The following is a 25,215-nucleotide window of genomic DNA, read 5'->3' on the forward strand; positions in this document are numbered from 1 at the left end:
GGATCCTCCAGATAGTCGCCGCGACTCGCGCCCACGATCGCGACGGTATGGAGGGAGCCTAACGGGTGAACGTGACGATCATCTTTCCGGTGTTCTCGCCGCGCAGCATTCCGAGGAAGGCGTCGGTCGCGTTCTCCACGCCCTCGACGACCGTCTCGTCGTAGCGCAGCTCGCCGGAGGCCAGCCAGCCGGCCACGTCCTTGACGAACTGCGGCTGGAGGGCGGCGTGGTCGCCGACGAGGATGCCCTGGAGGCGCAGGCGCTTGCCGATGACCAGGGTGAGGTTGCGCGGGCCGGGGGTGGGCTCGGTCTCGTTGTAGCCGGAGATCGCGCCGCAGAGGGTGGCGCGGCCGTGCGGGTTCATCTCGGCGATGGCGGCCTCCAGGTGGTCGCCGCCGACGTTGTCGAAGTAGACGTCGACGCCCTCGGGGGCGGCTTCCTTCAGCTGCTTCGCGACGGGGCCGTTCTTGTAGTTGAAGGCGGCGTCGAAGCCGTACTTCTCCGTGAGGAGGGTGACCTTCTCGTCCGAGCCGGCGGAGCCGATCACCCGGGAGGCGCCCTTGATCTTCGCGAACTGGCCGACCAGGCTGCCGACCGCGCCCGCCGCGCCGGAGACGAAGACGGAGTCGCCCTCCTTGAAGGAGGCGACCTCGAAGAGGCCCGCGTAGGCGGTCAGGCCCGGCATGCCGAGGACGCCGAGGTAGGCGGAGAGCGGGGCGAGGGAGGCGTCGACCTTGGTGGCGTGCTTCGCGTCGAGCTCGGCGTACTCGCGCCAGCCCAGCATGTGCAGGACGTGGTCGCCGACGGCGAAGCCCTCGGCGTTGGAGGCGACGACCTCGCCGACCGCGCCGCCCTGCATCGGCTCGTCCAGCTGGAACGGCGGGATGTAGGACTTGGTCTCGTTCATCCGGCCGCGCATGTACGGGTCCACCGACATGTGGAGGTTGCGGACCAGGATCCGGCCGGCGCCGGGCTCGGCGGAGACGGGCACCTCACGGAGGGCGAAGTCCTCGGCCACGGGCCAGCCCTGCGGACGGCGGACGAGGTGCCACTCGCGGCTGACGGCGGGGATCTGAGACATGAGGGACTCCAGGAAGTGGGAGGGGAGGCGGGCGGGAAGCGGAATGCTTCACGTCCTGAAACAACCATGCTCCTGGATATTTCATGTTGTCAAGCAAATGGGTACGCTGGTGGCATGTCCAGTCGTCGCGCAGATCCAGTGACCGTCGAGGTCGTCGAGCTCATCGGCGACGTCGTGGCCCGCTACCACATGGAGTACGAGGAGGCGGCCGCCCGCCACCAGCTCACCGGCGCCCAGGCGAAGGTCCTGACGCTGCTGTCGCTGGAGCCGCTGCCCATGCGCCGCATCGCGCAGAAGCTGCGCTGCGAGCCGTCCAACGTCACCGGCATCATCGACCGCCTCGAAACCCGCGGCCTGGTCGAACGCCGGCCGGACCCGGCCGACCGCCGGGTGAAGCTGGCCGCGCCGACGGAGGAGGGGGCCGAGACGGCGGAGCGGCTGCGCGAGTCGCTGGACTTCGCGCGCGAACCGCTGGCCGGACTCTCCGCGCAGGAGCGCACGGCACTGCGGGACCTGCTCAGGCGGATGCTGGGCTGAGCGGGCGGGCCGGGTCCGGTCAGCCCTACGAGCAGCCGAAGATCCAGAACACGCAGGTCTTGGTCGGCTCGGGCTTCGGATTGCCCGGCTTGGTCTTCGTCGGGGTGGGCTGCGCCGTGCCGGTCGTGCCCGGTGCGGGCTGCCCCGGCGTCGTCGTCTTTACGGCTCCCCCACCGCCGGAACCTTTCTGCGAAGGCGTCTCCGTGGGGGCGGAGGCGCTCCCGCTCGGGCTCGCCGACGCCGACCCGCTCGGGCTCCCGCTGGGCCGGGCCGTCCTCGCCGCCCCGCCCGCGCCCTTCGGCATGGCGGAAGGCGCGACCGGAGCCTGGCTGGGCAGGGCGTCGGGCTGGGCGGGTCCGCTGTCGGTGAGCTCCACCCGGTCGGCCCGGTTCACGCCCCCGTCGTCGCCCGCGATGCGGGCCACGGCGATCGAGCCGCCGGTCGCGAGCGCCAGCCCCAGGCCGACGGCCAGGGCGGTCCGCCCCCGCCTGCGGCGGGAGGCCGCGCGTTTGCGCGTACCGGCGCGGCCCTGGTGGGGGGCGGTCAGCACGACGAGGGAGTCCGCGAACACCTCGGCCAGCGCCGGCTGTGCCTCCGGGCCCGGGTGCGGGTGCGCCCCGGCGGCGGCGGTGGGCGCGGCGGCCACCAGATACTCGGCCGGGGTCCCGCAGCCGGCGCACGCGAGCGCTCCGTTGAGGTGCCTCTGACAGGCGGGGCAGAAGTAGTTCATGGCGCCCGCAGGCTATGCGGTCCCCGGCAACATAAGTATTCCGGGAGCGTGAGGATTATGTGTGGAATCGTGGCCTCCATGACCGCGACCCCGAACCCGGACCGTCCGGCAGCCTTCGGGCCGGGCGCCTTCCAGCTGGTGCTGCTGCGCAGGATGGCGGACTTCCAGCCCGCTCTCGCGGAGGCGGCCCGGCTGCGGCTTGGGGCGACCCTCGCCGAGCAGCGGGAGGCCAACCGGCGCTGGCAGGCGATGGTCCGATCACCCCGCTCGCGCGGGGCGCTGGCCCGCTACCGGTCGGTGCTCGGGCCGCCGGAGTCGGCCGAGCCGCGCCGGATCGGGGACCTGGAGTGCGAGGCGCTGCTGTGGCCGGTGCCGCTCTGGCCGGAGCTGCGCTTCGAGGTGCTGGCCGCGCCGGACGGGGCGGTGTGGAACGAGTGGCTGGTGCGCGCCCCGGGCCTGCCGGGGCCCGTACTGGAGACGGAGGCTGACCTGCTGCCCTGGGCGGCGACGGTGGACGAGGTGGCCCGCGCCTTCGCGCCGGCCCGGCCGATGGAGGGCACCGCGCCGACGCGCTGGCGGCTGGCGTTCAGCGCGTCGGGACGGGCCCTGGTGGCGGAGTTCACGTACGGGCTGCTCCAGCGGGTGCAACCGGCGGACGAAGAGACGGCCTAGGAGCGCAGGAAGGCGCGGACCCCGGCCGAGGTGGCGGCGTCTCCGAGCAGATCGTTGTGGGTCAGGCAGCCGACCGGGGTGTTCAGGGCGCCGGTGAGCGGGACGCTGCCGTCGGGGTTGACCACCTCGTCGCAGTCCGACCAGAAGGTCGCGTACTTCACCGCGCCCGGGGTCTCGTCCCCGGCGGCGAGGTTCTTCACCACGTAGGAGCCCGGGGTCATGTCACGGCACGCCTGGTCCCACAGGGCGCAGGCCCATGCGGTGGAGGTGCCGTGGTTGGGCCCGGCCAGCGAGACCCAGTGGTCCACGGTCTGCGTGCCGCCGCCGTACTTGACGTACCAGCGGCTGACGAGCGAGCCGAAGGAGTGGCCCACCATGTCCACGCGGGCGGCGCCGGTCTGGCGGCGGACCTCGTCCACGTAGGCGGCGAGGCGGCCGGAGAGCACCTCGTTGACGGACTGGTGGGTGTCGTAGCCGAACGAGAACAGCTCGGAGTCCGCGTACCCGTCGGCCCGCAGGTCCGCGCGCAGGGAACCCCAGACGCCGGGGTCGGCGTTGTATCCGTGGACGAAGACCACCGGATTGCGGGCGACGGCCGCGGCGTGGGCCGTGACCGGTGTGAAAAGGGTGAGGCAGAGGGTCAGGAGCGCCAGGAGTCTCTGGCGGGGCGTCAGCATCGGGTCCCCTTTACCTTGTTACGCACGGGTAGCGCGGATGGTGCGCGCATGGTGCTGCCTGTCGGTACAGAAATCCACCCCCGTGCAGCACGTGCGCCCCGTACGACCCGCCCCGGCCGGAGCATTCCAGCGGGCGGTATGCCCCATTGACCCGAGAAGATATGAATTGCGACCGGCATCCGCCGGTCCCCTTCTGCACCAAGCGCTCTCGGGAGGACCTGCCGTGACCGTCAGTCTTGAGCAGTTGCGCCGCTGCCACGTCGCCGTCGACCTGGGAGCCGCGAGGACCCGCGTCTACGTGAAGGGCGCCGGGCTGGTCGTCGACGAGCCCAGCGTCGCCGCGGTCAACACCCGCACCGGCGCCCTCATCGCCGTCGGCACCTTCGCCGAACGGATGACGGGCCGCACGCCCGACTACATCCGCGTCGTCCGCCCCGTCTCCGGCGGCACCGTCGTCGACATCGAGATGGCCCAGCGGATGCTGCGTCACCTCCTCGGCGAGAAGCTCCGCCGCGCCCTGCGCCGCAAGCCCCGGCTGCGCGCCGCCTGCTGCACCCCGCACGACGCCGACCCGCTGGCCCAGCGCGCGGCCGTCGAGACGATGGTCGGACTGGGGGCGCGGCGCGTCGAGCTGGTCGACACCCTGATCGCGGCGGCCGTCGGCTGCGGCCTGCCCGTGGAGCAGCCGACCGCGACGATGATCATGGTGTGCGGAGCCGCCGCCACCCAGGTGGCGGTGCTCTCCCTCGGCTCGATCGTCACCGCCCAGCGGATCCCCGTCGGCGGCGAGGCCATCGACCACGCCGTGGTCCAGCACCTGCGCCACGCCCACGAGCTGATGCTGCCGAGCCAGGCCGTCCGCCCCCTCCAGCTGGCCCTGCACGGCAACGGCATCACCCCGGACGGCCCCGCCTCCACCCTGATCCACGGCCGCGACGTGTCCACCGGACTGGCCCGCTCGGTCCACGTGGACACCGCCGCCGTGCGCGACGCCATCCACACCCCGCTGACGGCCGTCCTCGACGGCATCGGCCGGGTGCTGCGCGACTGCCCGCCGGACCTGGTCGCGGACCTGACGGACCGGGGGATCATGATGGTGGGAGGCAGCGCCCTGCTGCCGGGGCTGGACCAGATGCTGAGGGACTCCACCGGAATGCCCGTGGCCATCGCGGAACGGCCCGACGTGTGCGCCGTAATGGGTCTCGGCGCGATGCTCGAAGGGAAGATCGCCCCGATGGTCCTCAACCCGCTGGCCGAATGACGCGGGAGCCAACCGCCGAGGGCCCGGGACCGGGGTCGGGACCGGGCGCGGGCTCGGGCTCCGGTTCGGAGCCCGGGTCCGGGGCGAAGCCCGGGTCGGGGGCGGAGCCCGGGTCGGGGGCGGAGCCCGGGTCGGGATCGGAGCCCGGGTCGGGATCGGAGCCCGGCGGGGTGGTGGCGGGCGCGGCGCCGGCCAGCCTGCCGGTGCTGCTCGACGCCGTCCTCAGCGTCGGCTCGGAGCTGGAGCTCCAGGCCACCCTCCAGCACGTCGTGGACTCCGCCACCGACCTGTGCGGAGCCCGCTACGGCGCGCTCGGGGTCGTCGACCCCGAGCGCGGCCGGCTGACCCAGCTGTTCACCGCCGGGATGAGCGAGGCCGAACGGGCCGCGATCCCCCGGCTGCCGGACGGCCGCAGCGGCGTGCTCGGCGCACTGATCGCCGACCCCCGGCCGCTGCGGCTGGACGACCTCACCCAGGACCCCCGCTCGGCCGGGTTCCCGCCCGGGCACCCGCCCATGCGCAGCTTCCTGGGCGTGCCGATCAGGGTCCACACCGAGGTCTTCGGCAACCTCTACCTCACCGAGAAGCGCGGCGGCGGCCCCTTCACGGACGAGGACCTCGCGCTGATGCGGGTGCTGGCCTCGCAGGCCGGGATAGCGATCGGGAACGCCCGCCTGTACGAGACCGCCCGCCGCCGGGAGCGCTGGATCGAGGGCGCGGCCGCCGTGACCACCACCCTGCTGGCGGGGCGGCCGGCGGCCGACGCCCTGATGTGCGTGGCCGAACGGGCCCGGCTGCTCGCGGACGCGGCGGCCGGCGTGGTGCTCCAGCCCACGCCGGAGGGCGGCATGGAGATCGTGGCCGCCTCCACCCAAGGGGACCCCGGCGACCTGGTCGGCACGACCATCGCCCCCGGTTCGGCGGTGCTGGTGCAACTGCTGGGCGGTGAACCCGTCTTCATAGAGGACTCGGCGACCGACCCCCGGATGACCACGCACGTGCGCAAACGCTTCGGGCCGAGCATGATGCTCCCGCTCCAGAGCGGCGGCCAGCTGATCGGCACCCTCGCCCTGCCCAGGGCCCGGGGCGGCCGCCCCTACGACGCCGTGGACCGGCTCCTGGCCTCCCAGTTCGCCTCCCAGGCGGCCCTCGCCCTGGTCCTGGCCGACGCCCAGCACGACCGCGAGCAGCTCGCGGTGTACGAGGACCGCGACCGGATCGCACGCGACCTGCACGACCTGGTCGTCCAGCGGCTGTTCGCGACGGAGATGATGCTGGAGAGCACCCGACGCCGCTCCTCGAACGCCCCCACGGGCGACGGGGCGGACGTAGGCGACGAGCTGAGCCGGGCGGTGGACGAGCTGGACTCCACCATCCAGGAGGTCCGCACCGCCATCTTCGCCCTCCAGCAGCCCCCGACGGACGCCCCGACCACCTTCCGCGGCCGGGTCCTGCGCGAAACCGGCGGGGCGGCGGTCCTGTTGGGCTTCCAGCCGTCGGTGCACTTCGCGGGCGCGGTGGACGCCCTGCTCCCGGACCGCGTGACGGACGCCCTCCTGGCCACCCTCCGCAGCGCCCTGGCGGCGGCCCACCGCCGCCGCGAGGTCACGGCGATCGAGGTCGAGATCGACGCCACCCCCTCCCGAGTCCGCCTCACGGTCTCGGACGACGGCTACACGGAGACGGACACCCGAGGCACAACGGTGACATGGGAGTCGGGCCTGTAGCCCACGGCGCGGGGGTGGGCCGGAGCCGGGAGGCCGGGCAGGGTCGGGGGAGGGCCGGGTCCCGGCGGGGCGGTCTCAGAGCAGGGTTGGGGCTGGTGATTCCGTCACCGCCCGCCGTGAGCCCCCACCGCCTACCCTGGGCCCCGTGACGACCCGTCTCTCGGCCCGTGCCGCCATCGCCGCCCTGACCGACCCCGGGAGCTTCGGGGAGTTGCCCGCGCCGTGTGCGGAGTATCCCGATGACGACGGCCCGCTCGGGTGGGACGGGTACGACGCCTCGCTGGCGCGGGCCGGCGCCCGGACCGGGGAGCGGGAGTCCGTGGTGACCGGGACCGCCCGGGTCGGCGGGTTCGAAGCGGTGCTCGTCTCCTTCGAGTTCGGGTTCCTCGGCGGGAGCCTCGGCCGCCGTACCGGTGACCGGCTGGAGGCCGCGTACGCGCACGCCCGCGAGCGCCGGCTGCCGCTGGTCTCCCTGATCGCCACCGGCGGCTCCCGCATGCAGGAGGGGATGCTCGCGCTGACGCAGCTCCAGCGGGTGGCCCGCCAGTGCGTGCTGACCCGGGCCGCCGGGCTCCCGCAGATCGCGGTGCTGCGCGACCCCACCACCGGCGGGGGGTGGGCCACCCTCGGGGCGGGGGCCGACGTGGTGCTGGCGCTGCCCGGGGCGCAGGTCGGCTTCGCGGGGTCCCGGGTGCGGCCGGCCGACGCCGATCCGGCGGCCTACACCGCCGAGGGGCAGTACGGCGCCGGGCACGTGGACGCCGTCGTCCCTCCGGCGGAGCTGCCCGGGGCGGTCGGGGACTGGCTGCGGGTGCTGGCCGCGCCGCGGGCCGCCGGGCCGGTCGAACCCCCGGCCGCGCTGGGCGGCGTGACGCCCCCGCAGACCGGCTGGGACGCCGTCCGGCAGGCCCGGCACCCCGGGCGGCCCCGCGCGCAGGCCTACCTGGACGCGTACTTCGGGCTGCGGATGCCGTTGCGCGGGGACCGGGCCGGGGCCTTCGACGCCGGGATGCTGTGCGGGTTCGGGCTGCGGGAGGGCCGGGCGGTGGCGTACGCCGCCCAGTGCGGCACCGCCACCCGCCCGGCGGGCTACCGTACGGCCGCCCGTGTGATCCGGCTGGCGGACCGGCTCGGGATCCCGGTGCTCACCCTGGTCGACACCCCGGGCGCGGCCAACGACGCCGCCGCCGAGCACGCGGGCGCCGGCCCGGCCATCGCGGACTGCTTCGCGGCGGTCGCGGCGGCCACCGTCCCGGTGACGACCCTGCTGATCGGCGAGGGCGGCTCGGGCGGGGCGCTCGCCCTGGCGGCGCCCGGGAACACCTGGGTGACCCCGGACAGCTACTTCTCCGTCATCGCCCCCGAGCTGGCGGCGGCCATCCTCAAGCGCCCGCCCGAGGAGGCCCCGGCCACGGCGGACCAGCTGCGCATCCGGCCCCAGGACCTGGTCGACCTCGGCGTGGCCCGGGGCGTCGTGGGCCCGGAGGACGGCGCGTAGGCGCCTCCGCGGGGCCCTGGCCTCTGCCGCCGCCCTCCGGCGGGCGGATGCCCGCCGGCATGGCCCATCTCGACACGTGGCGGCAGAGGCGGCCGGGCAGCGCAAGGGGTCCCCGGGCTGCCTCCGCCGGACAGGCCCTAGGCCTGCGGCGACCGCGCGTCGTACCGGGCGAACGAGCGCCACCGGGCGGCCAGCAGCCCCAGCACGACCACGCACGCCAGCCCGCCGCCCGTGATGGCTACCGCCGGGGAGGTGAGGTCGGCGACGGTGCCGGCCAGGAAGTCCCCGAGGCGGGGCCCGCCCGCGACGACCACGATGTACACGCCCTGGAGCCGGCCGCGCATCCCGTCCGGGGTCGCGGCCTGCATCATCGTGGAGCGGAACACCATCGAGATGGTGTCTGCGCATCCGGCCAGCGCCAGGAAGAAGAGCCCCAGCCACAGGTTCCGGGTCAGCCCGAACACGGCGATGGCCAGCCCCCACGCCGCGACGGACAGCAGGATCGCCAGGCCGTGCCGCCGGATCCGCCCCTGCCAGCCGGAGAACACCCCGCCGAGCAGCGCGCCCACGGCGGGGGCGGCGACCAGCAGGCCGACGGTCTTGGCGTCGCCCCCGTACCAGAGGACGGCGATGGCCGGGAACAGCGCCTTCGGCTGGGCGAAGATCATCGCGGCCATGTCGGAGAAGAAGTTCATCCGGATGTTGGGCCGGGTGCCGAGGAAGCGCAGCCCGTCCAGCACCGAGGCCCGACCCTTGCGGCCCTCCGGCAGGGGCTCGGGCAGCATCGAGGGCAGCCGCCACATGGCGTACAGGGCGGCGATGAAGGTGACGGCGTCGATCAGGTAGGCCGCCTGGTAGCCCCACCAGCCGACGATCAGCCCGCCGAGCACCGGGCCCAGCATGGTCCCGGAGGTCATGGTGACGGAGCCCAGCGCGTTCGCGGCGGGCAGCTGCTCGGGCGGCAGCAGCTTGGGGATCATGGCCGAGCGGGCGGGCCCGTTCAGCGCCCCGCAGACCGACTGGAGGGCGACGACCGTGTAGAGCAGCCAGACCTGGTGGTAGTCGAGCAGCGCGGCGGCGGCCAGGCCGGAGGAGAGCACGGTGAGCCCGACCTGGCTGCGCAGGCCCAGCTTGCGCCGGTCCACGGTGTCGGCGATGGCGCCGCCGTACAGGCCGAAGACGACCAGCGGGACGAGCGAGAAGAGACCGACGAGGCCGACGGAGAAGCTGGAGCCGGTGATCTCGTAGACCTGGAGCGAGATCGCCAGGGCGGTCATGGCCTGGCCCATCCAGGAGATGGTGCCGCCCACCCACAGCCGTCTGTAGTGGGCGGAGGTGCGCAGCGGGGTCAGGTCGGCGAATATGCGTCGCCTCGGTCGGGGCGGGGAGGCAATACCAGTCACACGGGATGGTAACCAGCGCGGTCTAGGGCGCCCCTGGAGCCGGGGACGGGTTCATCGGGGTTCATGGGGCCATCACACACGCGCAACGTGCGACCCACCCGGACCGGGGGTTTCAGGGCGGGATCGCTCTTGCCGCTAACTCGCCATTATCACCCGACATTTGACCGGATCGGCGTTGCCCCGTGGCCGCCTGTTCGGCCCATGATGAAAGACTCGTATGTCCAGGGAGGCGTAGTGATCGATCCTGGCAACAGCACCACGAGCACCGGTGACACCGGCCCCGCGGGCCACGGCCTGCGCACGGCGAGCGGTGCCACCACCCCCCTCACGGTCGGGGTCGAGGAGGAGTTCCTGCTCGTCGACGACCGCACGTTACGGGTGGTCCCGGCCGCGCCCCGCGTCCTGGCCACCGCCGCCGGGCTGCCCCAGCAGCTGCACCCAGAGGGGACCCGGTACCAGGTGGAGATCTCCACCCCGGTCGCCGATTCGGCGATCACCCTGCGCGAGGAGCTCGCCGCCCTGCGGCGGACCCTCGCGGCGGCGGCCCGCGAGCACGGCTGCCGGCTGCTGGCCGCCCCCTCGCCCGTCGTGGCCGTCGAAGGGCCGCTGCACCTGACCGACGACGAGCCGCGCCAGCGCGAGCAGCACCGCCGGTTCGGCGCGCTCACCGACACCCTGGTCAGCTGCGGCCGTCACATCCACATCGGCACCCTCGACGTGGACACGGCCGTGGCGGTGTCCAACCGGGTCCGCCCCTGGCTGCCCACGCTGATCGCGCTGGCGGCCAACTCCCCCTTCTGGGGCGGCCGTGACACCGGCCACTCCAGCTGGCGGGCGATGGCCTGGGCCGGCTGGCCCTCGGCGGGTCCGCCCCCGCACTTCCCGTCCACGGCCCACTTCCGGCGCTCGGTGCAGACCCTGCTCGGCTCCGGGGCGGCCCTGGACACCAAGATGGTCTACTGGGACCTCCGTCCCTCGGGGAACTGGCCGACCCTCGAAATCCGGGCGCCCGACATGTCCCCGGACATCGACACGGCCGTGCTCCAGGCGGAGCTCGGCCGCGCCCTGGTCTCCTCGGCGCTGCGCGACATCGCGGAGCAGCGGCCCGAGCGGCCGGTACGGGACGAGGTGCTGCGGCTCGCGCGCTGGCGAGCGGCCCACGACGGCCTGGAGGGCTTCGGCCTGGACCCGTACACGGGCGCCGAACTCCCGGCGGCCGACCTGGCGGAGGCCCTGCTCGACCTGGTCGCCCCCGACCTGGCCGCCGCCGGAGACCTGGACCACGCGGCGCGGACCCTGGGCGGACTGCTGCGCGACGGCTCGGGCGCGGCCCGGCAGCGGGCGGCCTTCGCGCGCCGCCAGGACCTGATGGACGTGCTGCGCCACCTGGTGGAGGAGACCGAGAAGGCCTGACCGGTCCTTCCGCACGGCCACGGTCGCGGCGCCCGCTCGGGGCGTCCGCGGCCGCGGCGCGTCCCGCGGGGGGGCCGGTGACCTGCTCAAGGGGTCAAGAAACCGACAGGGCCGCGCCTTTGGCTTCGAGCAGATCCGAACGGGCAATGGCGTAACCGAGTTCGCACCTGCTGCGCGTGTCGAGCTGGGTCATCAACGCCTTCACGTGCTCCCGGTAGTTGCGGAGGCTCAGGCCCGCGCGGCGGGCTCCCACCTCGTCCGTTTCCCCCTGGGTGACGAGCCGGGCCACCGAGAGCCGGGTGCTGTCGATCGCGTACCGGTAGGCCTTCTGGTCCATATCGACGGAGAACTGTGTCGCCCGCGTCCAGGAGCGCTCGAACGTTCCCTTGAGGAAGCGTACGACCGCGGGCTGTCTGACGGCTATCGCCGTGGACCTCTCGTCGTTGCAGGGGATGAACGCGACGGTTTCGTCCACGATGATCAGGCGGTCGAAGAACTCTTCAAGAGTGCGCACCTTCGATCCGTGACCGCTGACGCGCTCCACGTAGTAGCGGGTGGCGGCACTGAAGCGGGCGGTGTGCTGGTAGAGGGTCCGTATCCGCACTCCGCGCCCGAGGAGCCGCACTTCCCGGTCGAAGGAATGGTCGAGGGTCTCGGCCTGGCGCCCGCCGCCGGGCTGGGCCGTGATCACCTCTGTTTCCACCGTTTCGAGTGCAGCATTGATGGCGTCGTTGATCACTTCGAATCCCTGGAGCACTTCGAACTCGGGAGTGCCCAGCAATTCGACCCCGTGGATCGCGTCGGACGTCGACGGCCCGCGCGGCTGGGCCTGAATTCGCCCTACGTGATCCTCGATCTCTGATACCTGTCGGCGCAGCTCGCGCTGGATCTGGCGCAGGAGAGGCAAGGCGGCGGCTGTCTTCGGCCCCCCGGCCGAAGAAATGTGCGCTGTGGCCTGAAGCGCACCCAATGAGGGGGCATGTGCCCCCGAAGCGTCGTTCATGTCCGAAAATTCCACTCATATCCCCCATCAGCTTGTGGCTGGATAGATGATGATACCCAGGGCTCCTTCCGTGGATTCGGGGGCACTGGCAGAGTGACCCGGTGAAAAGGATGGCCTGCCGAATGTGGATTACGACTGCGCGGCGGGAAGTAATTACGGGGAGTTCAGAGCACATGTTCATTCGGTTTGTCGTGGCTCTGACGTGTGCGGCAGTCGCCTCTTTCGGGTTCGCGTTCGCCGGCACCCACTCCACTGCGGGCCACGCAGGTGCGCCGGCCGTCAACGACATCGGCTGGGACTAGTCGATTCGCCTGGCCACACACCACGTGACCTTTGAGGCCCGCATCAAAGATGCGTGCGGTCGCAGTTGATGAATCGGCTTCCCTGACGGCGGCAGGACGGTAGCGGGGTCTGGTCGCCCATGTGCGGCACATTCTCCGCGGGACGGTACAGGTCTTCAAAGCGATGAGTTTTTCGTCTTTCATGGGCGTGCTTCGGCGTGCCCGCATGGACGTCACGCCGCTTCGGCAGCGTGATTTCCGGCTGGTGATGGCGAGCGGTGTCATCACCATGTTCGGAAACTTCACCACCTATGTGGCGATCCCCTACCAGATCAAGGAGCTCACCGGCTCCTACGTGGCGGTGGGCCTCGTCGGCGTGATCGAGCTCGTGCCGATGATCCTGTGCGGGCTGTACGGCGGTGCGCTGGCGGACTCGATGGACCGCAGGCGGATCATCCTCACGACCGAGATCGGCATGACGGTGCTCGGCCTGGCCCTGCTGGGCAACGCCCTGCTCGAGAACCCCGTCGTGTGGCTGCTCTACGTGGTCGCGGGTGCCATGGCGGCCCTGGACGGCCTGCAGCGGCCGGCGCTCAACGCGCTCACCCCCCGGTTGGTCCCGCGCGACCAGATCCCGGCGGCCAACGCCCTGCAGGGGCTTCGCTGGCAGATCGGCGCCATCGCGGGCCCCGCGATCGGCGGTCTGCTGGTGACCCAGGTGGGGCTGGGCGCCGCTTATGGGCTCGATGTCGCTTCCTTCATCGTCTCCGCCCTCCTGCTGTCGCGCCTGCGTCCGACGGCCGTTCCCGAGGGCGCCGAGCCCCCCAGCCTCAAGTCGATCGCGGACGGCGCCCGGTACGCCTTCTCGCGCCAGGAGCTCGTCGGCACCTACCTGGTGGACATCGCCGCGATGTTCCTGGCCATGCCGACCTCGCTGTTCCCCTTCGTGGCGGACGCCCTCGACGCGCCGTGGGCGCTCGGTCTCATGTACACAGCAACATCGGTCGGCGCCCTGCTGGTGACGCTCACCAGCGGGTGGGTCAAGCACGTGCACCGGCATGGACTGGCGGTCCTGCTGGCCGCGGCGGTCTGGGGCCTGGCGATCACCGGCTTCGGCGCGGTGTCGAACATCGGCCTCGCGGTGACCTTCCTGGTCGTGGCGGGCGCCGCCGACATGGTCAGCGGCCTCTTCCGGCAGACGATCTGGAACCAGACGATTCCCGACAGCTACCGCGGGCGCCTCGCCGGCATCGAACTGCTCTCGTTCTCGATCGGCCCCACGCTCGGGCAGACGCGGGCCGGCGGCATGGCCGCGGTCTACGGCCTGCGCGGAGCCATCGTCTCGGGCGGACTCATGTGCGTGGGCGCCGCGGCGCTGCTCGGCGCCGTACTTCCGCGCTTCACCCGCTACGACGAGCGCACCAGCCCCCACAACGACGCGAGTCCGGAGCCACAGGCCGAGGCGGACGCCTCCGTGCCGCAGCAGGGCTGATCTGACCTCGACCCCCGGCGACGGGGGTGAACCGAAGAGTGAACGAAGTGGATCTGAAACAGCACATGGACGCGCAGGCAAGCGTGGAACAGCTGGACATCTGGCTCGCGGTCCAGCAGGACCCGGAGTCCGCCCGCTACAACGTTCCCGTCTACCTGGACCTGCAGGGGCCGGTGGACGTGGCGGCACTGCGGCTCGCCCTCGCGGATGTGGCGGGCCGGCACGGCGCGCTGCACAGCCGGTTCACCCTTGAGGGAGGTGCGCTGCGCGAGACGCGCGGGGAAGCAGTACCCGTACCACTGCTCGTGCACGACCGGGGCGCGGCCGCCGGCCGGGACGAGGCCTTCCGGCTGGCCGTGTCCGACGCCGCCAGGCCGCTGAACCTCTCGGGCGGAAGCCTGCTGAGGGCCGGCCTCTTCCCGTACGCCGACGCCCGTGCCGACACCGCAGTGCTGTGCCTCGTCACGCATCACATCGTCGCGGACCGCTGGTCCCTGGACGTGCTGTCGCGCCACCTCATGGAGGCGTACTCGGCACGCGTCGAGGGCCTCGCCCCCGACCTGGGCGCGCCGGCCCCGCAGGAGGCCTCCTCGCCCGAGGCGGACCGGTTCGGCGCCCCGTACTGGCAGGAGCTCCTGGACGGCGAGTGGGCGTGGCTGCTTCCGCTGCCCGACCGGGTACGGGAGGAAGCCGCCCCGCAGGCCCTGCGCAGCTCCGGGACATTCCTTTCGGACGGTGCGTTCGCAGGCCTGCGCGAGCGGGCCGGTGAGCTCCATCTGTCGCCCACCCTCGCCGTGTTCGGCGCGTGGACGCTGCTGCTGCACGGCTGGAGCGGCATCGGCGACGGCATCATCGGCATGCCGTTCAGCGGACGCAACGCCGAGTCCAGCCATGACGAGGTCGGCCTGTTCACCCGCGTACTGCCGGTCCGCAGCAGGCTCGCGCGGGACACGGCGGTCGCCGGCCACCTGGAGGAGCTGCGCGACCAGGTCCTGGAGTCGATGGAGTACTCCGAGGTACCGGTCGATCACCTGCGCGGCCGCCAGAACGCCGCCGGGGACAGCGCGTTCGTCCCCCGCAGCGTGTTCACCCCGTACGGCGAGCCCCCGACCCTCACCGCCGCCGGAGGCCTCACCGCTCGGCCGCTGGACGACCCCGAGGACCTGGCGCACTACCCGGTCTCCCTCGTGATGCTGGAGGAGGACGGCCGTCTCCAGCTCCGGGTCGACTACGACTCCCGCATCTACGGTCCGCAGACGGCGCAGCTCCTGCTCCGCCAGCTCGTGACCGTCGTCGAAGGACTGTGCGAGGACGCCGACCGCACCTGTGGCGAGCTCCTCGACGACCTCGCCCGCCCGGTGCCCGGCACGGCCGACGCTCCGTCGGACGCACAGCCGGTCCCCGGCCTGCTGGAGCTCGTGACGGCCCAGGCGGAGCGGAGGCCCGGGGCGGTCGCCGTGCGGCGCGGCTCGTACGAGCTGACCTACCGCGAGCTGGTGGACCGTGCGCGGGCCGAGGCCGTCCGGTGGGAGGACGCGCCGGCCGGCACCGCGGCGCTTCCCGGTGCGCCGGGCGCCGAAGCGGTGGTGCGTGCGCTGGCCGACGCGTTCGCCGCGGCCGAGCCGGGCGTGACCGGGTCCGAAGGAGCGCAGGACGCGCGCCGCGCCCTCCACGCCCTCGGCCGCGTCGTCTCGGGGGACTTCCTGGGATTCGGCGAGGACGACACCGTCGCGCACCTGGCTCCGGCGGGCTCGGACGGCGCCGCCTACGAGATCTGGGGAGCGCTCTCGCGGGGAGCCTGCCTGGCCGTCCCCGACGAGGAGGACGGGTCGGGCGCCGAGGGGCTGCGCCGCACGCTGCACCGCCACCACGTCACGGCACTCGTGCTGGCCACGGACCGGTTCCACTCCCTCGTGGACGGGGCGGTCGACGTCCTGCAGAGCGTCCGGCACGTGCGGGTCTTCGGCGGTCCGCTCTCGGTGCCCCTGGTGCGCCGCGCCCTGCGCTGGTGCGGTGCGGGCGTCCTGAGGTTCGGGTACGTGCCGCGCCCGGGAGCCCTCGTGGCGACCTGCGCCGTCCTCGACGCCGTCGAGGAGCACGCGACCGCCGTACCCCTCGGCGAAGCCGGCCCCGGCGTCCGTGCGGAGGTCGTCCTGGCCGGTGCGGCGTGCCCGGCTCCGGTGGGCATGCCCGGTGAGCTCGTGGTCGACGGCGTACGCGCTGCCTCCGGGCCGCGGGTGCGCAGGACGCCGGCCGGACGGCTGGAGCCGGTACGGGAGGACCGTCCGCGCCGGGAGGAAGCGGCGGCCGTCGCCGCCCCGAAGGCCCTGGCGCCCCCGCGTCCGGCGGACGGCGAGGCGGTCGGCCTGGTCCTCGCGGCCTGGGGTGCCGTACTGGCCGCCGGGCCCGAGGGCATCGACGACAACTTCTTCGACGTCGGTGGCAATTCGCTGCTGGTGATCAGGCTCCAGCAGTCCATCCGTGAGCTCTCCGGGGTCACGGTCGCCATACCCGACCTCTTCCGCCACACCACGGTCCGGACGCAGGCGGCCCTGCTGGAAGGCGGGCCGACGCCGGTGCTTCCCGCGGCCCCGCAGCAGCCGGCCAGGACCGTCCAGTCGGACGACGACATCGCGGTGATCGGGATGGGCTGCCGTTTCGCCGGATCTCCGGACAAGGACGCCTTCTGGAGCAACCTGCTGGCCGGCAGGCAGCTCATCACCACGAGCCCCGACCCGGAGCAGCCGGACCTCGGCAACGGCTCGAAGCGCATCCCGCGCTGGGGCCTGATGGGCGACGGCGTCGGCTACGACGCGGAGATGCTCGGTTTCTCGCAGGACGAGCTGGCCACCGCCGATCCTCAGCACGGCGTGCTCTACGAATGCCTCTGGGCGGCGGTCGAGGACGCCGCTCTGAAGATCTCCGACATCGGCCCGTCGACGAGCCTGTTCGTCGGGGCGGACCGTTCGAACGAGAACACCTACTGGGGCACCCGCGAACAGCCCCTCCGCGCCGACGACGTCATCGCGACCAGCGCCACCTTCATGCCGTCGCGCTTCGCCTACTGGAACAACCTGTGGGGTGAGAACCTCCTCATCGACACGGCGTGCTCCACCTCACTGGTGGCCGTACACCTGGCCTGCGCGAGCCTGCGCAGCGGCAGCAGCGACTACGCGCTGGCCGGCGGGGTGTCCATCGACAACCCGGAGGACGGCGGCTACACGTTCACCCCGGGCCACCTCTACTCCAAGGACGGCGTGTGCCGTCCGTTCGACGTGCACGCGTCGGGAACCGTCGGCGGGGACGGCGCCGGAGCGGTGCTGCTGCGCAGGCTCTCCGACGCGGTCCGTGACGGCGACCCGATCTACGCGGTCATCCGCGGCAGCGCGGTGAACAACGACGGCATCTCCCGCGTCGGGTACTCGGCGCCCGGAGTGGAGGGCCAGGCACGGGTGATCCGCAAGGCCCTGGACGCGGCGGGCGTCACGGGGGACCAGGTCGACTACGTGGAGCCGCACGGCACCGGAACGCGGCTCGGCGACGCGATCGAGGCGATCGCGCTGTCCGAGGCCCTGGGTCCGGACGGTCCGGAGGTAGCCGTGGGCGGGCTCAAGTCGTCCATCGGTCACACCAACCACGCGGCCGGAGTCGCGGGTCTGATCAAGGCGGCGCTCGCCGTGCACAGCGGGATCCTGCCCGGCACTCCGACGGCGAGCGAGCCCATCGGCGAGATGAGCGCGAACGGCGGCCGGCTCCGGCTGACACCGCAGACCCGGGCCTGGCCCGAGCGGGAGCACCCCCGTACCGCGGGTGTGAGTTCGTTCGGCGTGGGCGGCACCAACGCCCATGTCGTCCTGCAGGAATTCCGAGGCAGTGACCTCGAAGCGAAGAGCGGGGTCTAACGGCATGACGACGAACGACGTGTTCGGCAGCGCGCATCGGATCATCGCGCTGTCCGCGCGGTCTCCGGAGGCACTGCTCGCCGCACGCGGCAGCCTCGCCGCCCGGCTGACGGCCGAGCCCGGGCTGAGCGTGCACGACGTGTCCACCACGCTCGCGGTCGGCCGCGAGCAGCTGCCGGAGCGGTGGGCCGCGGTGGTGGCTGATACGGCATCGGCCGTGGCGGCGCTGCGCGGTGAACCGGCGGGCACGGCCGCGCCGGTGGCCGAGGGCCGGCCCGCCACGGCCGTGCCGCCGCGGGTGGTCCTCTCCTTCACCGCGGCGGGTTTCGAAGGCGCCCGGGCGCGGGGGGTCCGCGCCTACGCGGCGCACGGTGAGGCCCGCCGGTGGCTGGACCGTGCGGCCCAGGTGCTCGACGACGTCCTGCCCGTGCCGCTCCTGAAGTGGTTCGAGCTGTCGGACGACGAGTGGTCGGACGATCCGGCGATGACCGCGCCGGCGGCACTCGCCGTCGACTTCGCGGTGGCGCGCACGCTGATGTCCTGGGGCGTCACCCCGAGCGCGGCGACCGGCGCGGGAGTGGCGGGCTTCACCGCCGAGGCGGCCATGGACTCCCTCGGGTTCGACGACGCGCTGCACCGGGTCGCCAACTGGGGACGCATGGTGTCCGAGGGCGAGATCGACTACGACGACTCCGAAGCCGTCGAGCACCCCGAGGACCCCGGTGCCCTGGTCGTCGAGGTCAGTACGGAGAACGATCTGCCGTTCCTGCTGGCCCGGTTGTGGTGCCAGGGCGTGGTGGCGGACCTGACGACGGGGCTGCCCGGCCGTCGGCTGCGCCTTCCCGTCTACCGGTTCCAGCGCGATTCCAGCTCCCGTACGGCGCCGCGCACCGAGCCGGAGGGCCGGCCGCTCAACGCCCTCGAGCAGCGTCTGGTCTTCCACGACCTGGTGCGCCGGAGCAGCAATGCCGAGCACACCGCGGTGGCGCTGGCGGAGGTGGACGGACCGGTGGACGCCGCTGCCCTGCAGGAGGCCTTCGCCGGACTGCAGGCCGACCGGCCGGCGCTGCGGACCACGTTCCGCAGGATCGGTGACAAGTGGCGGGCGGTCGTCGGCCCGCAGACGGCCCGGCTGTCCGTCCGGACGCCGTCCGTCGCGGCGGACGGGGGCGAACAGGACGCCGGGGCCGCGCGCGCGGAGGTCGTCCGAGAGATGGAGCTGACCGCCTTCGCCCCCACCGACCCGGTCCTCGTGCACGGCCTGCTGGCCGTGGGGGACGACGGCAGGAACCTGGTCGGTCTGGCCGTCCACCGCGCCCTCCTGCCGGGCACGTCGGCCGCAGCGCTGCTCGAAGAGCTCGCCGGGCGCTACGGGCGCCGGACGGACCCCGCCGGCGAGCGGGGCGACGGCGGCTGGCACGCACTGCCGGCCACCACACGTACATGATCTTCAGCAAGGGAATTCCAGCACATGCGTAATTGGCCCATCTCGGGTTTGAGTGTCACGACGCCGCGGGTCGAGCTCCGGTGGCCGTCCCAGCACGACCTCGACGACCTCGCCGACCGGGGCGCCGAAGGCGTCCACGACCCGGCATACATGCCCTTCTTCTCGCAGTGGACCGACGGTGACCAGGCCACGGTCGCCAAGCGGGTCCTCCAGCGTCACTGGGGTGCGCTGGGTTCCTGGACGCCCGAGGACTGGACGCTGTACCTCGCCGTGGTCCACGAGGGCACCGTCGTGGGTTCCCAGAGCCTCGGGGCGCGCAACTTCGCCACGGCGCGCGAGGTTCTCCTCACCTCCTGGCTCGGCTACCGGTTCCATGGCATGGGGCTCGGTACCCAGGCCCGCGCGGCGGCCCTGCACCTCGCCTTCGAGGGGCTGGGCGCGGACTACGCGGTCGTCGTCGTACGGCAGGACAACGGCCCCTCCCAGCGGGTGTGTGAGAAGTTCGGCTTCCTCAAGGACGGCACCCAGATCAACTCGGTGCGCGGCACGGTGTCGGTCAGCGACCGCTACCGCCTCGACCGCGAGCGCTGGGAAGCCCGCCGTGAGATCACCGCCGAGATCCGCGGGCTCGAGGCGGGGCGCACGCTCTTCGGCCTGGACGGCGGCATCGCGGAGCCGGCCGCGCCCGCGTCGCGCGTCTCCCACGCCTCGACGCTGTCCGGTGTCCATTACCTGGAAGAGTCCGACCAGGAAGTCGGCTGACCTTCCCCCATGCGAATCGGATAGCCCGTGACCATTCTTGAACAACCCTATGCCTACAGTCATCGTGAACTGGTGGAGCCGGACTGGCGCCGATTTCCCGCATGGCGTGACGTAACTCCGGCCGAATGGGCGTCGCTGCAGTGGCAGCGGCTCAATTGCGTGCGAAACGTACGGCAATTGCGCAAGGTGCTCGGCGACCTGGTGAGCGAATCGTTCTACGCGGATCTGGAGCGCGACCGCGAAGAGCGGGCGACCATGTCGCTGCTGATTCCGCCGCAGATGATGAACACCATGGCCGTCGGTGTGGAGCCGGCCGGCCCCGGCAGTCTGACCGAGGCGTTCTACGCGGACCCCGTGCGCCGCTACATGCTGCCGGTGTTCTCGGACCGTGCGACGGAGTGGCCCTCCCACCCGCGGGCGACCCGTGACTCGCTGCACGAGCAGGAGATGTGGGCCGTGGAGGGGCTGACGCACCGCTACCCCACCAAGGTGCTCGCGGAGATCGTCTCCACGTGCCCGCAGTACTGCGGGCACTGCACCCGCATGGACCTCGTCGGGCAGTCGACGCCGGTCATCGAGAAGCTGAAGTTCGAGGCCAAGCCGCAGGACCGGCTCACCGCCATGCTCGACTACATCCGCAGCCAGCCGGGCGTGCGCGACGTGGTCGTCTCCGGCGGCGACGTGGCCAACCTGCCGTGGCCCCGGCTCGAGGCCTTCGTCGACGAGCTCCTGCGGATCGAGAACGTACGCGATGTGCGCCTCGCCTCGAAGGCCCTGATCGGGCTCCCTCAGTACTGGCTGTCGGACGAGGTCCGGGCCGGCATGGAGCGGATCGCGGCCACCGCCAGGAAGCGGGACGTGCAGCTCGCGATCCACACCCACGCGAACTCGGCGCAGTCCGTCACCCCCCTGGTGGCCGATGCGGCCCGCGCCATGCTCGAAACCGGGATCCGCGACATCCGCAACCAGGGCGTGCTGATGCGCGGGGTGAACAACTCCGCGAAATCGCTGCTCGACCTCTGTTTCGCGCTGCTCGATGACGCGGCGATCATGCCGTACTACTTCTACATGTGCGACATGATCCCGTTCAGTGAGCACTGGCGGGTTTCCGTCGCCGAGGCCCAGGAACTGCAGACCCAGATCATGGGATATCTGCCGGGCTTCGCCACGCCGCGCATCGTTTGCGACGTCCCGTACGTCGGAAAGCGCTGGGTCCACCAGGTCTCGGAATACGACCGGAGCCGCGGCGTCTCGTACTGGACGAAGAACTACCGCACATCCATAGAAATGCAGGACCCCGACGCCCTGGTGCGCACCTACGAGTACCTGGACCCGGTCGACACGCTCCCGGCCGAGGGCCAGGAGTGGTGGCGCAAGGAAGCGATCCGTGCCGCCGAGGAGGAGGACGGCTCATGCCGCTGATCGCGCTGTTCAACCTCGGGGGCGCGGTAGGACTGCCGGAGCTCCTCGACGCCGCCGATGCCGAGTACCGCCTCCTGGTGGTCACTTCCGGGGTGGAGTCGCGGGCGGCTTCGGACCTGGCGGCGCTCGAAGGGATCGTCGACCACCTCGACGCCTCGGGCATGGCACCGGACGCGCTCTGCGACGCCCTGGCGGCCCGCGGGGTCGAGGGTGTACTGACCTTCAGCGACGAGATGATCCCGACCGTCGCGGCGGTCGCGGAGCGCCTGGGCCTGCCGTACCACTCCCCGGAGACGGCCGCCGCGGTCACCCGCAAGGACGTCCAGCGCCGGGTCTTCGCCGAGGCCGGTGTGCAGACCATGCGGCACACGACCTTCGACGACGAGGCCGGCATGCGACGTGCGGCCGCCGAGGTGGGGTTCCCCGCCGTACTCAAGCCGGTGGCCGGCAACGGAAGCACCAACGTCTACCCCGTCGACAGCGTCGAGGAGCTCACCGCCGCCCTGCGGAAGGCGGCTGCGGGCACCCCGTCGGACGCCATCCGCTTCGGCGACTTCCCCGGCTTCGGCGACTGCGTGTGGCAGCTCGAAGAGCGGCTGCGGGACGGCTCTCACCCCAGCGTGCCCTGGCTCGGCGACTACGTCTCGGTGGAGACGCTCAGCCTGGGTACGGACGGCCACTGGCACTTCTGGGTCACCGACAAGCTCCCGCTGCTCCCCCCGTTCCGTGAGTCCGGCGCGGTCGGCCCGACCCAGCTGCCCGACGACCTGCGGGAAGAGGTCTGCGCCCTGGTGTCGGCGGGACTGACCGCGCTCGGCGTCTCCTCGGGGGTCAGCCACACCGAGGTGAAGCTGACCCCGGAGGGCCCGCGCATCATCGAGGTCAACGGCCGCGTGGGCGGGCAGATCCCGGCCCTGATCGGCCAGGCCAGCGACCTGGACGTGGTGCGGATGGCGCTGCACGCCGCGGCGGGCCGTGCGGATCGCGTACCGGTACGGATCACCGGAACCGCGGCCCTCCTCGACATCCACGCGCCCGCCACGGCCACCGTGGTGGAGCAGCTCGCGGACTCCGAGGAACTCAAGCGGATACCGGGAGTCTGGCGGGTCGACGTACGGGCGGCCCCCGGCACCCGTGTCGACTACCGGGCGGGCCTGCTCGGCAGGGTCCAGAACGTCTGGTTCACCGTCGGCTCCCTCGAGGAGCTGCACCGGTCGCTGACCGCCGTCCACGAGTTGGTCGACGCGACGAGCCGGTACACCCACGCCCACGCCCCGGAAGGGACGGTCTGACCCGTGACATCCGTTCCCGTGGTGTGCTTCCCGCCCGCCGGTGCGGGCCCCAGCTTCTTCCAGCAGGCGCAGGGCCGCTCCGAACTGCTCGACCTCCGGCCGGTCGATCTCCCCGGCAAGGAGGCCCTCTTCACGGAACTGCCCGCCGAGACCATCCCCGAGCTGGTCGAGGCGGTCCTACCGGCCGTCCGGGCCGCGCTCGGCGACGCCCCGAGGGCGGCGCTGTTCGGCCACTGCTTCGGCGCGGTCGTCGCGTACGAGACCGCGCAGGCGCTGCTGCGCGACGGTCACCGGGGCGAACTCGTCCTCTTCGCCAGCGGATCCCATCCCCCGGGCGTACCCAACGCGGTCAGGCTCACGGGCCTGTCCGACGAGGAGTTCATCGCCGGGGTCCGACGGATCGCCGACTACGACCACCCGGCACTGGACGACCTGGAGCTGCGCGAGCTGCTGTTGCCCGCGCTGCGGGCCGACATCGCCGCGCACGAGTCGTACGCGCCCGCCTGGCCGGACGTCCTGCCGGCACCCGTCGTCGCGGTCCGGGGCGCCGACGACGCCCTCGTCTCCGCCGCCTCCTCCTCGGGGTGGGCCGCGGTGACGTCCGGCGGCTTCGTCGCTCGGGAACTGCCCGGCACCCACATGTATCCGACCGACGACTGGTCCGGGCTGAGCGCCCTCATCGAGCGGGAACTCCTGCCGGCGCGCGCCACCTCGAGCACCGCTGGGAACAGAACGTGATCACGACACCCCACCCCTCGGCCCAGGCCCCCGCGGCCACCTTCGGCGCAGGACTCGTCCACGGCGGGTTCTCCGAGCAGGCCCGCCGGACCCCCGACGCCCTCGCGCTGACCGCGGACGGCACCTCGGTCACCTACCGGGACCTCGACAAGTGGTCCGACCGGCTGTGCGCCGGGCTGCGCGCCTCGGGCGTGGAGCCGGGATCCCGCGTGGGAATCCTCCTGGACCGGTCCACGGAGCTCATCGCCGTACTGCTGGCCACGCTCAAGGCCGGCGCGGTCTACGTGCCGATGGACCCGGCCACCCCTGCCGACCGGCTCCGCTTCATTGCGTCCGACGCCGCTCTGGTCCTCACGGTCGTGGAGCAACGGGACGCGTCCCGCGACGCCGGGAGCCCGCGGGCCACCGTCGCCGCCCTGCTCGCTGCGGCCCCCGACGGTCCGAGGAGCGCCGCGGCGCCGTCCCCGGGCGAGCCGGCCTACGTGATCTACACCTCCGGTTCCACGGGGAAGCCCAAGGGCGTCGTGGTGCCGCACGGGAACGTCATCGCGCTGCTCGACGGCACGGCGGACGAGTACGCCTTCGGCCCCGACGACGTCTGGACCTGGTTCCACTCGGCGGCGTTCGACTTCTCCGTCTGGGAGATGTGGGCCTGTCTGCTGACGGGCGGCCGTCTGGTGATCGTGCCGGAGTCGGCGCGGCGCAACCCCGACGAGTTCCGGCAGCTGCTCGTGGACGAGTCGGTGACCGTCCTCAACCAGACTCCGTCCAGCTTCGCCCAGGTACTGGACGTGGAGTGCCGCCGGCCCGCCCGGCTCGCCCTGCGCCTGGTGGTCTTCGGCGGCGAGCCGCTCGACACCCGCTCCCTGCTGCCGTGGTTCGACCTGCACCCCGAGACGGAATGCCGCATGGTCAACATGTTCGGCATCACCGAGACCACCGTCCACGTCACCGCGCAGACCATCACCCGGGAGCTGGCCCGGGCCGGATCGCGGTCGGTCGGCCGCCCCATCCCCGGCTGGTCCGTCCGGGTCGTGGACGAGCAGCAGCGCCCGCTGCCGCCCGGCGAGAGCGGCGAGATCGTCGTCGGCGGGGCGGGCGTCGCCTCGTACTACCTCAACCGCCCCGAGCTGACGGCCGAACGCTTCGTCGCCGACCCGGACACCGGGGAACGGCTCTACCGCAGTGGGGACCTGGGCCGGCTGGCCGCCGACGGCACGCTGGAGCACCTCGGGCGGATCGACAGCCAGGTGAAGCTGCGCGGATACCGCATCGAACTCGGCGAGATCCGCAGCGTCCTGCTGGACGACGCCCGGGTCCTGGCGGCCGCCGTGGTGCTCACCAACGCATCGGACGCGGCGACCGCCCGCCTCGACGCCTACGTGGTGCCGGCGCCCGGAACGGACCCGGCGGAAACGGGCTCCATCCTCGCCGCGGCGGCCGGGACCCTGCCCTCCTACATGGTGCCGAGCACGCTCACCCTGCTGGACGCCCTGCCGCTCACGGCGAACGGGAAGCTCGATCCGTCGGCGCTGCCGCCCGCGACCGTCGGCACCGCGTCTCCCGCCGGGGAAGGAACCGGCCAGGGGGGCGACGCCTCGGAGGAACCGGCCGGCCTGGAGGGCGTCGTACTGGCCGTATGGCGGGAGGTACTGGCCGCCCGGGTCGGTCCCGACGACCACTTCTTCGACATCGGCGGCAACTCCCTGCTGGCCGCCCGGGTCACCAGGGCTCTGCGGGACGCGGGCGTGGACCGGATGTCCGTCCGGGACCTGTACGTCCACCCGACCCCGCGCCGGCTCGCCGGACACCTGGCCGCGCAGGGCTCCGCGCCCGTGCCGGACCACACCTCGCACCGAACGGAAGGCCGTTGAACA

General features: G+C 72.7%; 19 protein-coding genes. 14 read left to right on the forward strand and 5 right to left on the reverse strand.

What is annotated here, in order from left to right; translation table 11 throughout:
* Positions 1 to 58: 58 nt before the first annotated feature.
* Complete coding sequence (locus tag ACFY0O_RS14190; RefSeq protein WP_388946820.1) at positions 59 to 1,081, reverse strand: NADP-dependent oxidoreductase; 1,023 nt, start codon at positions 1,079 to 1,081, stop codon at positions 59 to 61.
* 114 nt (positions 1,082 to 1,195) lie between these two features.
* Here ACFY0O_RS14190 and ACFY0O_RS14195 point away from each other — a divergent pair, with 114 nt between their 5' ends.
* A complete protein-coding gene (locus tag ACFY0O_RS14195) occupies positions 1,196 to 1,618 on the forward strand; it encodes a MarR family winged helix-turn-helix transcriptional regulator (RefSeq protein WP_079426654.1) in 423 nt (140 codons plus the stop codon).
* 25 nt (positions 1,619 to 1,643) lie between these two features.
* Here ACFY0O_RS14195 and ACFY0O_RS14200 read toward each other — a convergent pair whose 3' ends face one another.
* The gene (locus tag ACFY0O_RS14200; RefSeq protein ID WP_388946822.1) at positions 1,644 to 2,348 is read right to left on the reverse strand and encodes a hypothetical protein; all 705 of its coding nucleotides are present in this window, start codon (positions 2,346 to 2,348) and stop codon (positions 1,644 to 1,646) included.
* 78 nt (positions 2,349 to 2,426) lie between these two features.
* Here ACFY0O_RS14200 and ACFY0O_RS14205 point away from each other — a divergent pair, with 78 nt between their 5' ends.
* On the forward strand, positions 2,427 to 3,020 hold the full coding sequence (locus ACFY0O_RS14205; protein WP_388946823.1) for a hypothetical protein: 594 nt from the start codon (positions 2,427 to 2,429) through the stop codon (positions 3,018 to 3,020).
* On the opposite strand, the gene ACFY0O_RS14210 is transcribed toward ACFY0O_RS14205, so the two are convergent.
* Positions 3,017 to 3,697: an esterase/lipase family protein gene (locus ACFY0O_RS14210; protein WP_388946825.1), complete on the reverse strand. Its 681-nt coding sequence runs from the start codon at positions 3,695 to 3,697 to the stop codon at positions 3,017 to 3,019. The two genes, ACFY0O_RS14205 and ACFY0O_RS14210, sit on opposite strands and share 4 nt — an antisense overlap.
* Before the next feature lie 223 nt (positions 3,698 to 3,920).
* On the opposite strand from ACFY0O_RS14210, the gene ACFY0O_RS14215 reads away from it, so the two are divergent.
* From ACFY0O_RS14215 to ACFY0O_RS14225, 3 genes are all read left to right on the forward strand, one after another.
* Positions 3,921 to 4,958, forward strand: coding sequence for a rod shape-determining protein (locus ACFY0O_RS14215; protein WP_388946827.1), 1,038 nt, complete (start codon positions 3,921 to 3,923; stop codon positions 4,956 to 4,958).
* A gap of 170 nt (positions 4,959 to 5,128) precedes the next feature.
* Positions 5,129 to 6,685: a GAF domain-containing protein gene (locus ACFY0O_RS14220; protein ID WP_388946828.1), complete on the forward strand. Its 1,557-nt coding sequence runs from the start codon at positions 5,129 to 5,131 to the stop codon at positions 6,683 to 6,685.
* A 145-nt stretch (positions 6,686 to 6,830) separates the two neighbouring features.
* Positions 6,831 to 8,183, forward strand: coding sequence for a carboxyl transferase domain-containing protein (locus ACFY0O_RS14225; protein WP_388946830.1), 1,353 nt, complete (start codon positions 6,831 to 6,833; stop codon positions 8,181 to 8,183).
* Between the two features lie 137 nt (positions 8,184 to 8,320).
* On the opposite strand, the gene ACFY0O_RS14230 is transcribed toward ACFY0O_RS14225, so the two are convergent.
* A complete protein-coding gene (locus ACFY0O_RS14230; protein ID WP_388946832.1) occupies positions 8,321 to 9,586 on the reverse strand; it encodes an MFS transporter in 1,266 nt (421 codons plus the stop codon).
* Positions 9,587 to 9,820: 234 nt separating this feature from the next.
* Between ACFY0O_RS14230 and ACFY0O_RS14235 the strand changes: the two genes are divergently transcribed.
* Positions 9,821 to 10,999 carry a glutamate--cysteine ligase gene (locus tag ACFY0O_RS14235; protein WP_388946834.1) on the forward strand — a complete coding sequence of 393 codons (1,179 nt, stop codon included), beginning with the start codon at positions 9,821 to 9,823 and terminating at the stop codon, positions 10,997 to 10,999.
* Positions 11,000 to 11,093: 94 nt separating this feature from the next.
* Here the strand turns inward: ACFY0O_RS14235 and ACFY0O_RS14240 are convergent, their stop codons facing one another.
* Positions 11,094 to 12,002 (reverse strand): helix-turn-helix transcriptional regulator, encoded by a 909-nt coding sequence (locus ACFY0O_RS14240; protein WP_388946836.1) that lies wholly within the window; start codon positions 12,000 to 12,002, stop codon positions 11,094 to 11,096.
* A 507-nt stretch (positions 12,003 to 12,509) separates the two neighbouring features.
* On the opposite strand from ACFY0O_RS14240, the gene ACFY0O_RS14245 reads away from it, so the two are divergent.
* From ACFY0O_RS14245 to ACFY0O_RS14280, 8 genes are all read left to right on the forward strand, one after another.
* Positions 12,510 to 13,775, forward strand: a complete 1,266-nt coding sequence (locus ACFY0O_RS14245; protein WP_388946838.1) for an MFS transporter — start codon at positions 12,510 to 12,512, stop codon at positions 13,773 to 13,775.
* 65 nt (positions 13,776 to 13,840) lie between these two features.
* Positions 13,841 to 17,677, forward strand: coding sequence for a beta-ketoacyl synthase N-terminal-like domain-containing protein (locus ACFY0O_RS14250; protein ID WP_388946840.1), 3,837 nt, complete (start codon positions 13,841 to 13,843; stop codon positions 17,675 to 17,677).
* Between the two features lie 4 nt (positions 17,678 to 17,681).
* The gene (locus ACFY0O_RS14255; RefSeq protein ID WP_388946842.1) at positions 17,682 to 19,124 is read left to right on the forward strand and encodes a hypothetical protein; all 1,443 of its coding nucleotides are present in this window, start codon (positions 17,682 to 17,684) and stop codon (positions 19,122 to 19,124) included.
* Between the two features lie 48 nt (positions 19,125 to 19,172).
* Positions 19,173 to 19,886, forward strand: coding sequence for a GNAT family N-acetyltransferase (locus ACFY0O_RS14260; RefSeq protein WP_388946843.1), 714 nt, complete (start codon positions 19,173 to 19,175; stop codon positions 19,884 to 19,886).
* 27 nt (positions 19,887 to 19,913) lie between these two features.
* Positions 19,914 to 21,308, forward strand: a complete 1,395-nt coding sequence (locus tag ACFY0O_RS14265) for a KamA family radical SAM protein (RefSeq protein ID WP_388946845.1) — start codon at positions 19,914 to 19,916, stop codon at positions 21,306 to 21,308.
* Positions 21,299 to 22,600: an acetyl-CoA carboxylase biotin carboxylase subunit family protein gene (locus ACFY0O_RS14270; protein WP_388946847.1), complete on the forward strand. Its 1,302-nt coding sequence runs from the start codon at positions 21,299 to 21,301 to the stop codon at positions 22,598 to 22,600. The genes ACFY0O_RS14265 and ACFY0O_RS14270 overlap by 10 nt, the downstream gene beginning before the upstream one ends.
* 3 nt (positions 22,601 to 22,603) lie before the next feature.
* Positions 22,604 to 23,338 carry a thioesterase II family protein gene (locus tag ACFY0O_RS14275; protein WP_388946849.1) on the forward strand — a complete coding sequence of 245 codons (735 nt, stop codon included), beginning with the start codon at positions 22,604 to 22,606 and terminating at the stop codon, positions 23,336 to 23,338.
* A complete protein-coding gene (locus ACFY0O_RS14280) occupies positions 23,335 to 25,212 on the forward strand; it encodes a non-ribosomal peptide synthetase (protein ID WP_388946851.1) in 1,878 nt (625 codons plus the stop codon). Before ACFY0O_RS14275 ends, ACFY0O_RS14280 begins: the two co-directional genes overlap by 4 nt.
* The last annotated feature ends 3 nt before the right edge of the window (positions 25,213 to 25,215 follow it).

Origin of the sequence: Streptomyces sp. NPDC001594 (assembly GCF_042893675.1) — a bacterium.
GTDB lineage: Bacteria > Actinomycetota > Actinomycetes > Streptomycetales > Streptomycetaceae > Streptomyces.

What these genes read in the sequence shown, in the direction of transcription:
- ACFY0O_RS14190 (WP_388946820.1), bottom strand. Translation starts at nt 1,081, where the DNA reads ATGTCTCAGATCCCCGCCGTCAGCCGCGAGTGGCACCTCGTCCGCCGT.
- ACFY0O_RS14195 (WP_079426654.1), top strand. Translation starts at nt 1,196, where the DNA reads ATGTCCAGTCGTCGCGCAGATCCAGTGACCGTCGAGGTCGTCGAGCTC.
- ACFY0O_RS14200 (WP_388946822.1), bottom strand. Translation starts at nt 2,348, where the DNA reads ATGAACTACTTCTGCCCCGCCTGTCAGAGGCACCTCAACGGAGCGCTC.
- ACFY0O_RS14205 (WP_388946823.1), top strand. Translation starts at nt 2,427, where the DNA reads ATGACCGCGACCCCGAACCCGGACCGTCCGGCAGCCTTCGGGCCGGGC.
- ACFY0O_RS14210 (WP_388946825.1), bottom strand. Translation starts at nt 3,697, where the DNA reads ATGCTGACGCCCCGCCAGAGACTCCTGGCGCTCCTGACCCTCTGCCTC.
- ACFY0O_RS14240 (WP_388946836.1), bottom strand. Translation starts at nt 12,002, where the DNA reads ATGAACGACGCTTCGGGGGCACATGCCCCCTCATTGGGTGCGCTTCAG.
- ACFY0O_RS14245 (WP_388946838.1), top strand. Translation starts at nt 12,510, where the DNA reads ATGGACGTCACGCCGCTTCGGCAGCGTGATTTCCGGCTGGTGATGGCG.
- ACFY0O_RS14250 (WP_388946840.1), top strand. Translation starts at nt 13,841, where the DNA reads ATGGACGCGCAGGCAAGCGTGGAACAGCTGGACATCTGGCTCGCGGTC.
- ACFY0O_RS14255 (WP_388946842.1), top strand. Translation starts at nt 17,682, where the DNA reads ATGACGACGAACGACGTGTTCGGCAGCGCGCATCGGATCATCGCGCTG.
- ACFY0O_RS14270 (WP_388946847.1), top strand. Translation starts at nt 21,299, where the DNA reads ATGCCGCTGATCGCGCTGTTCAACCTCGGGGGCGCGGTAGGACTGCCG.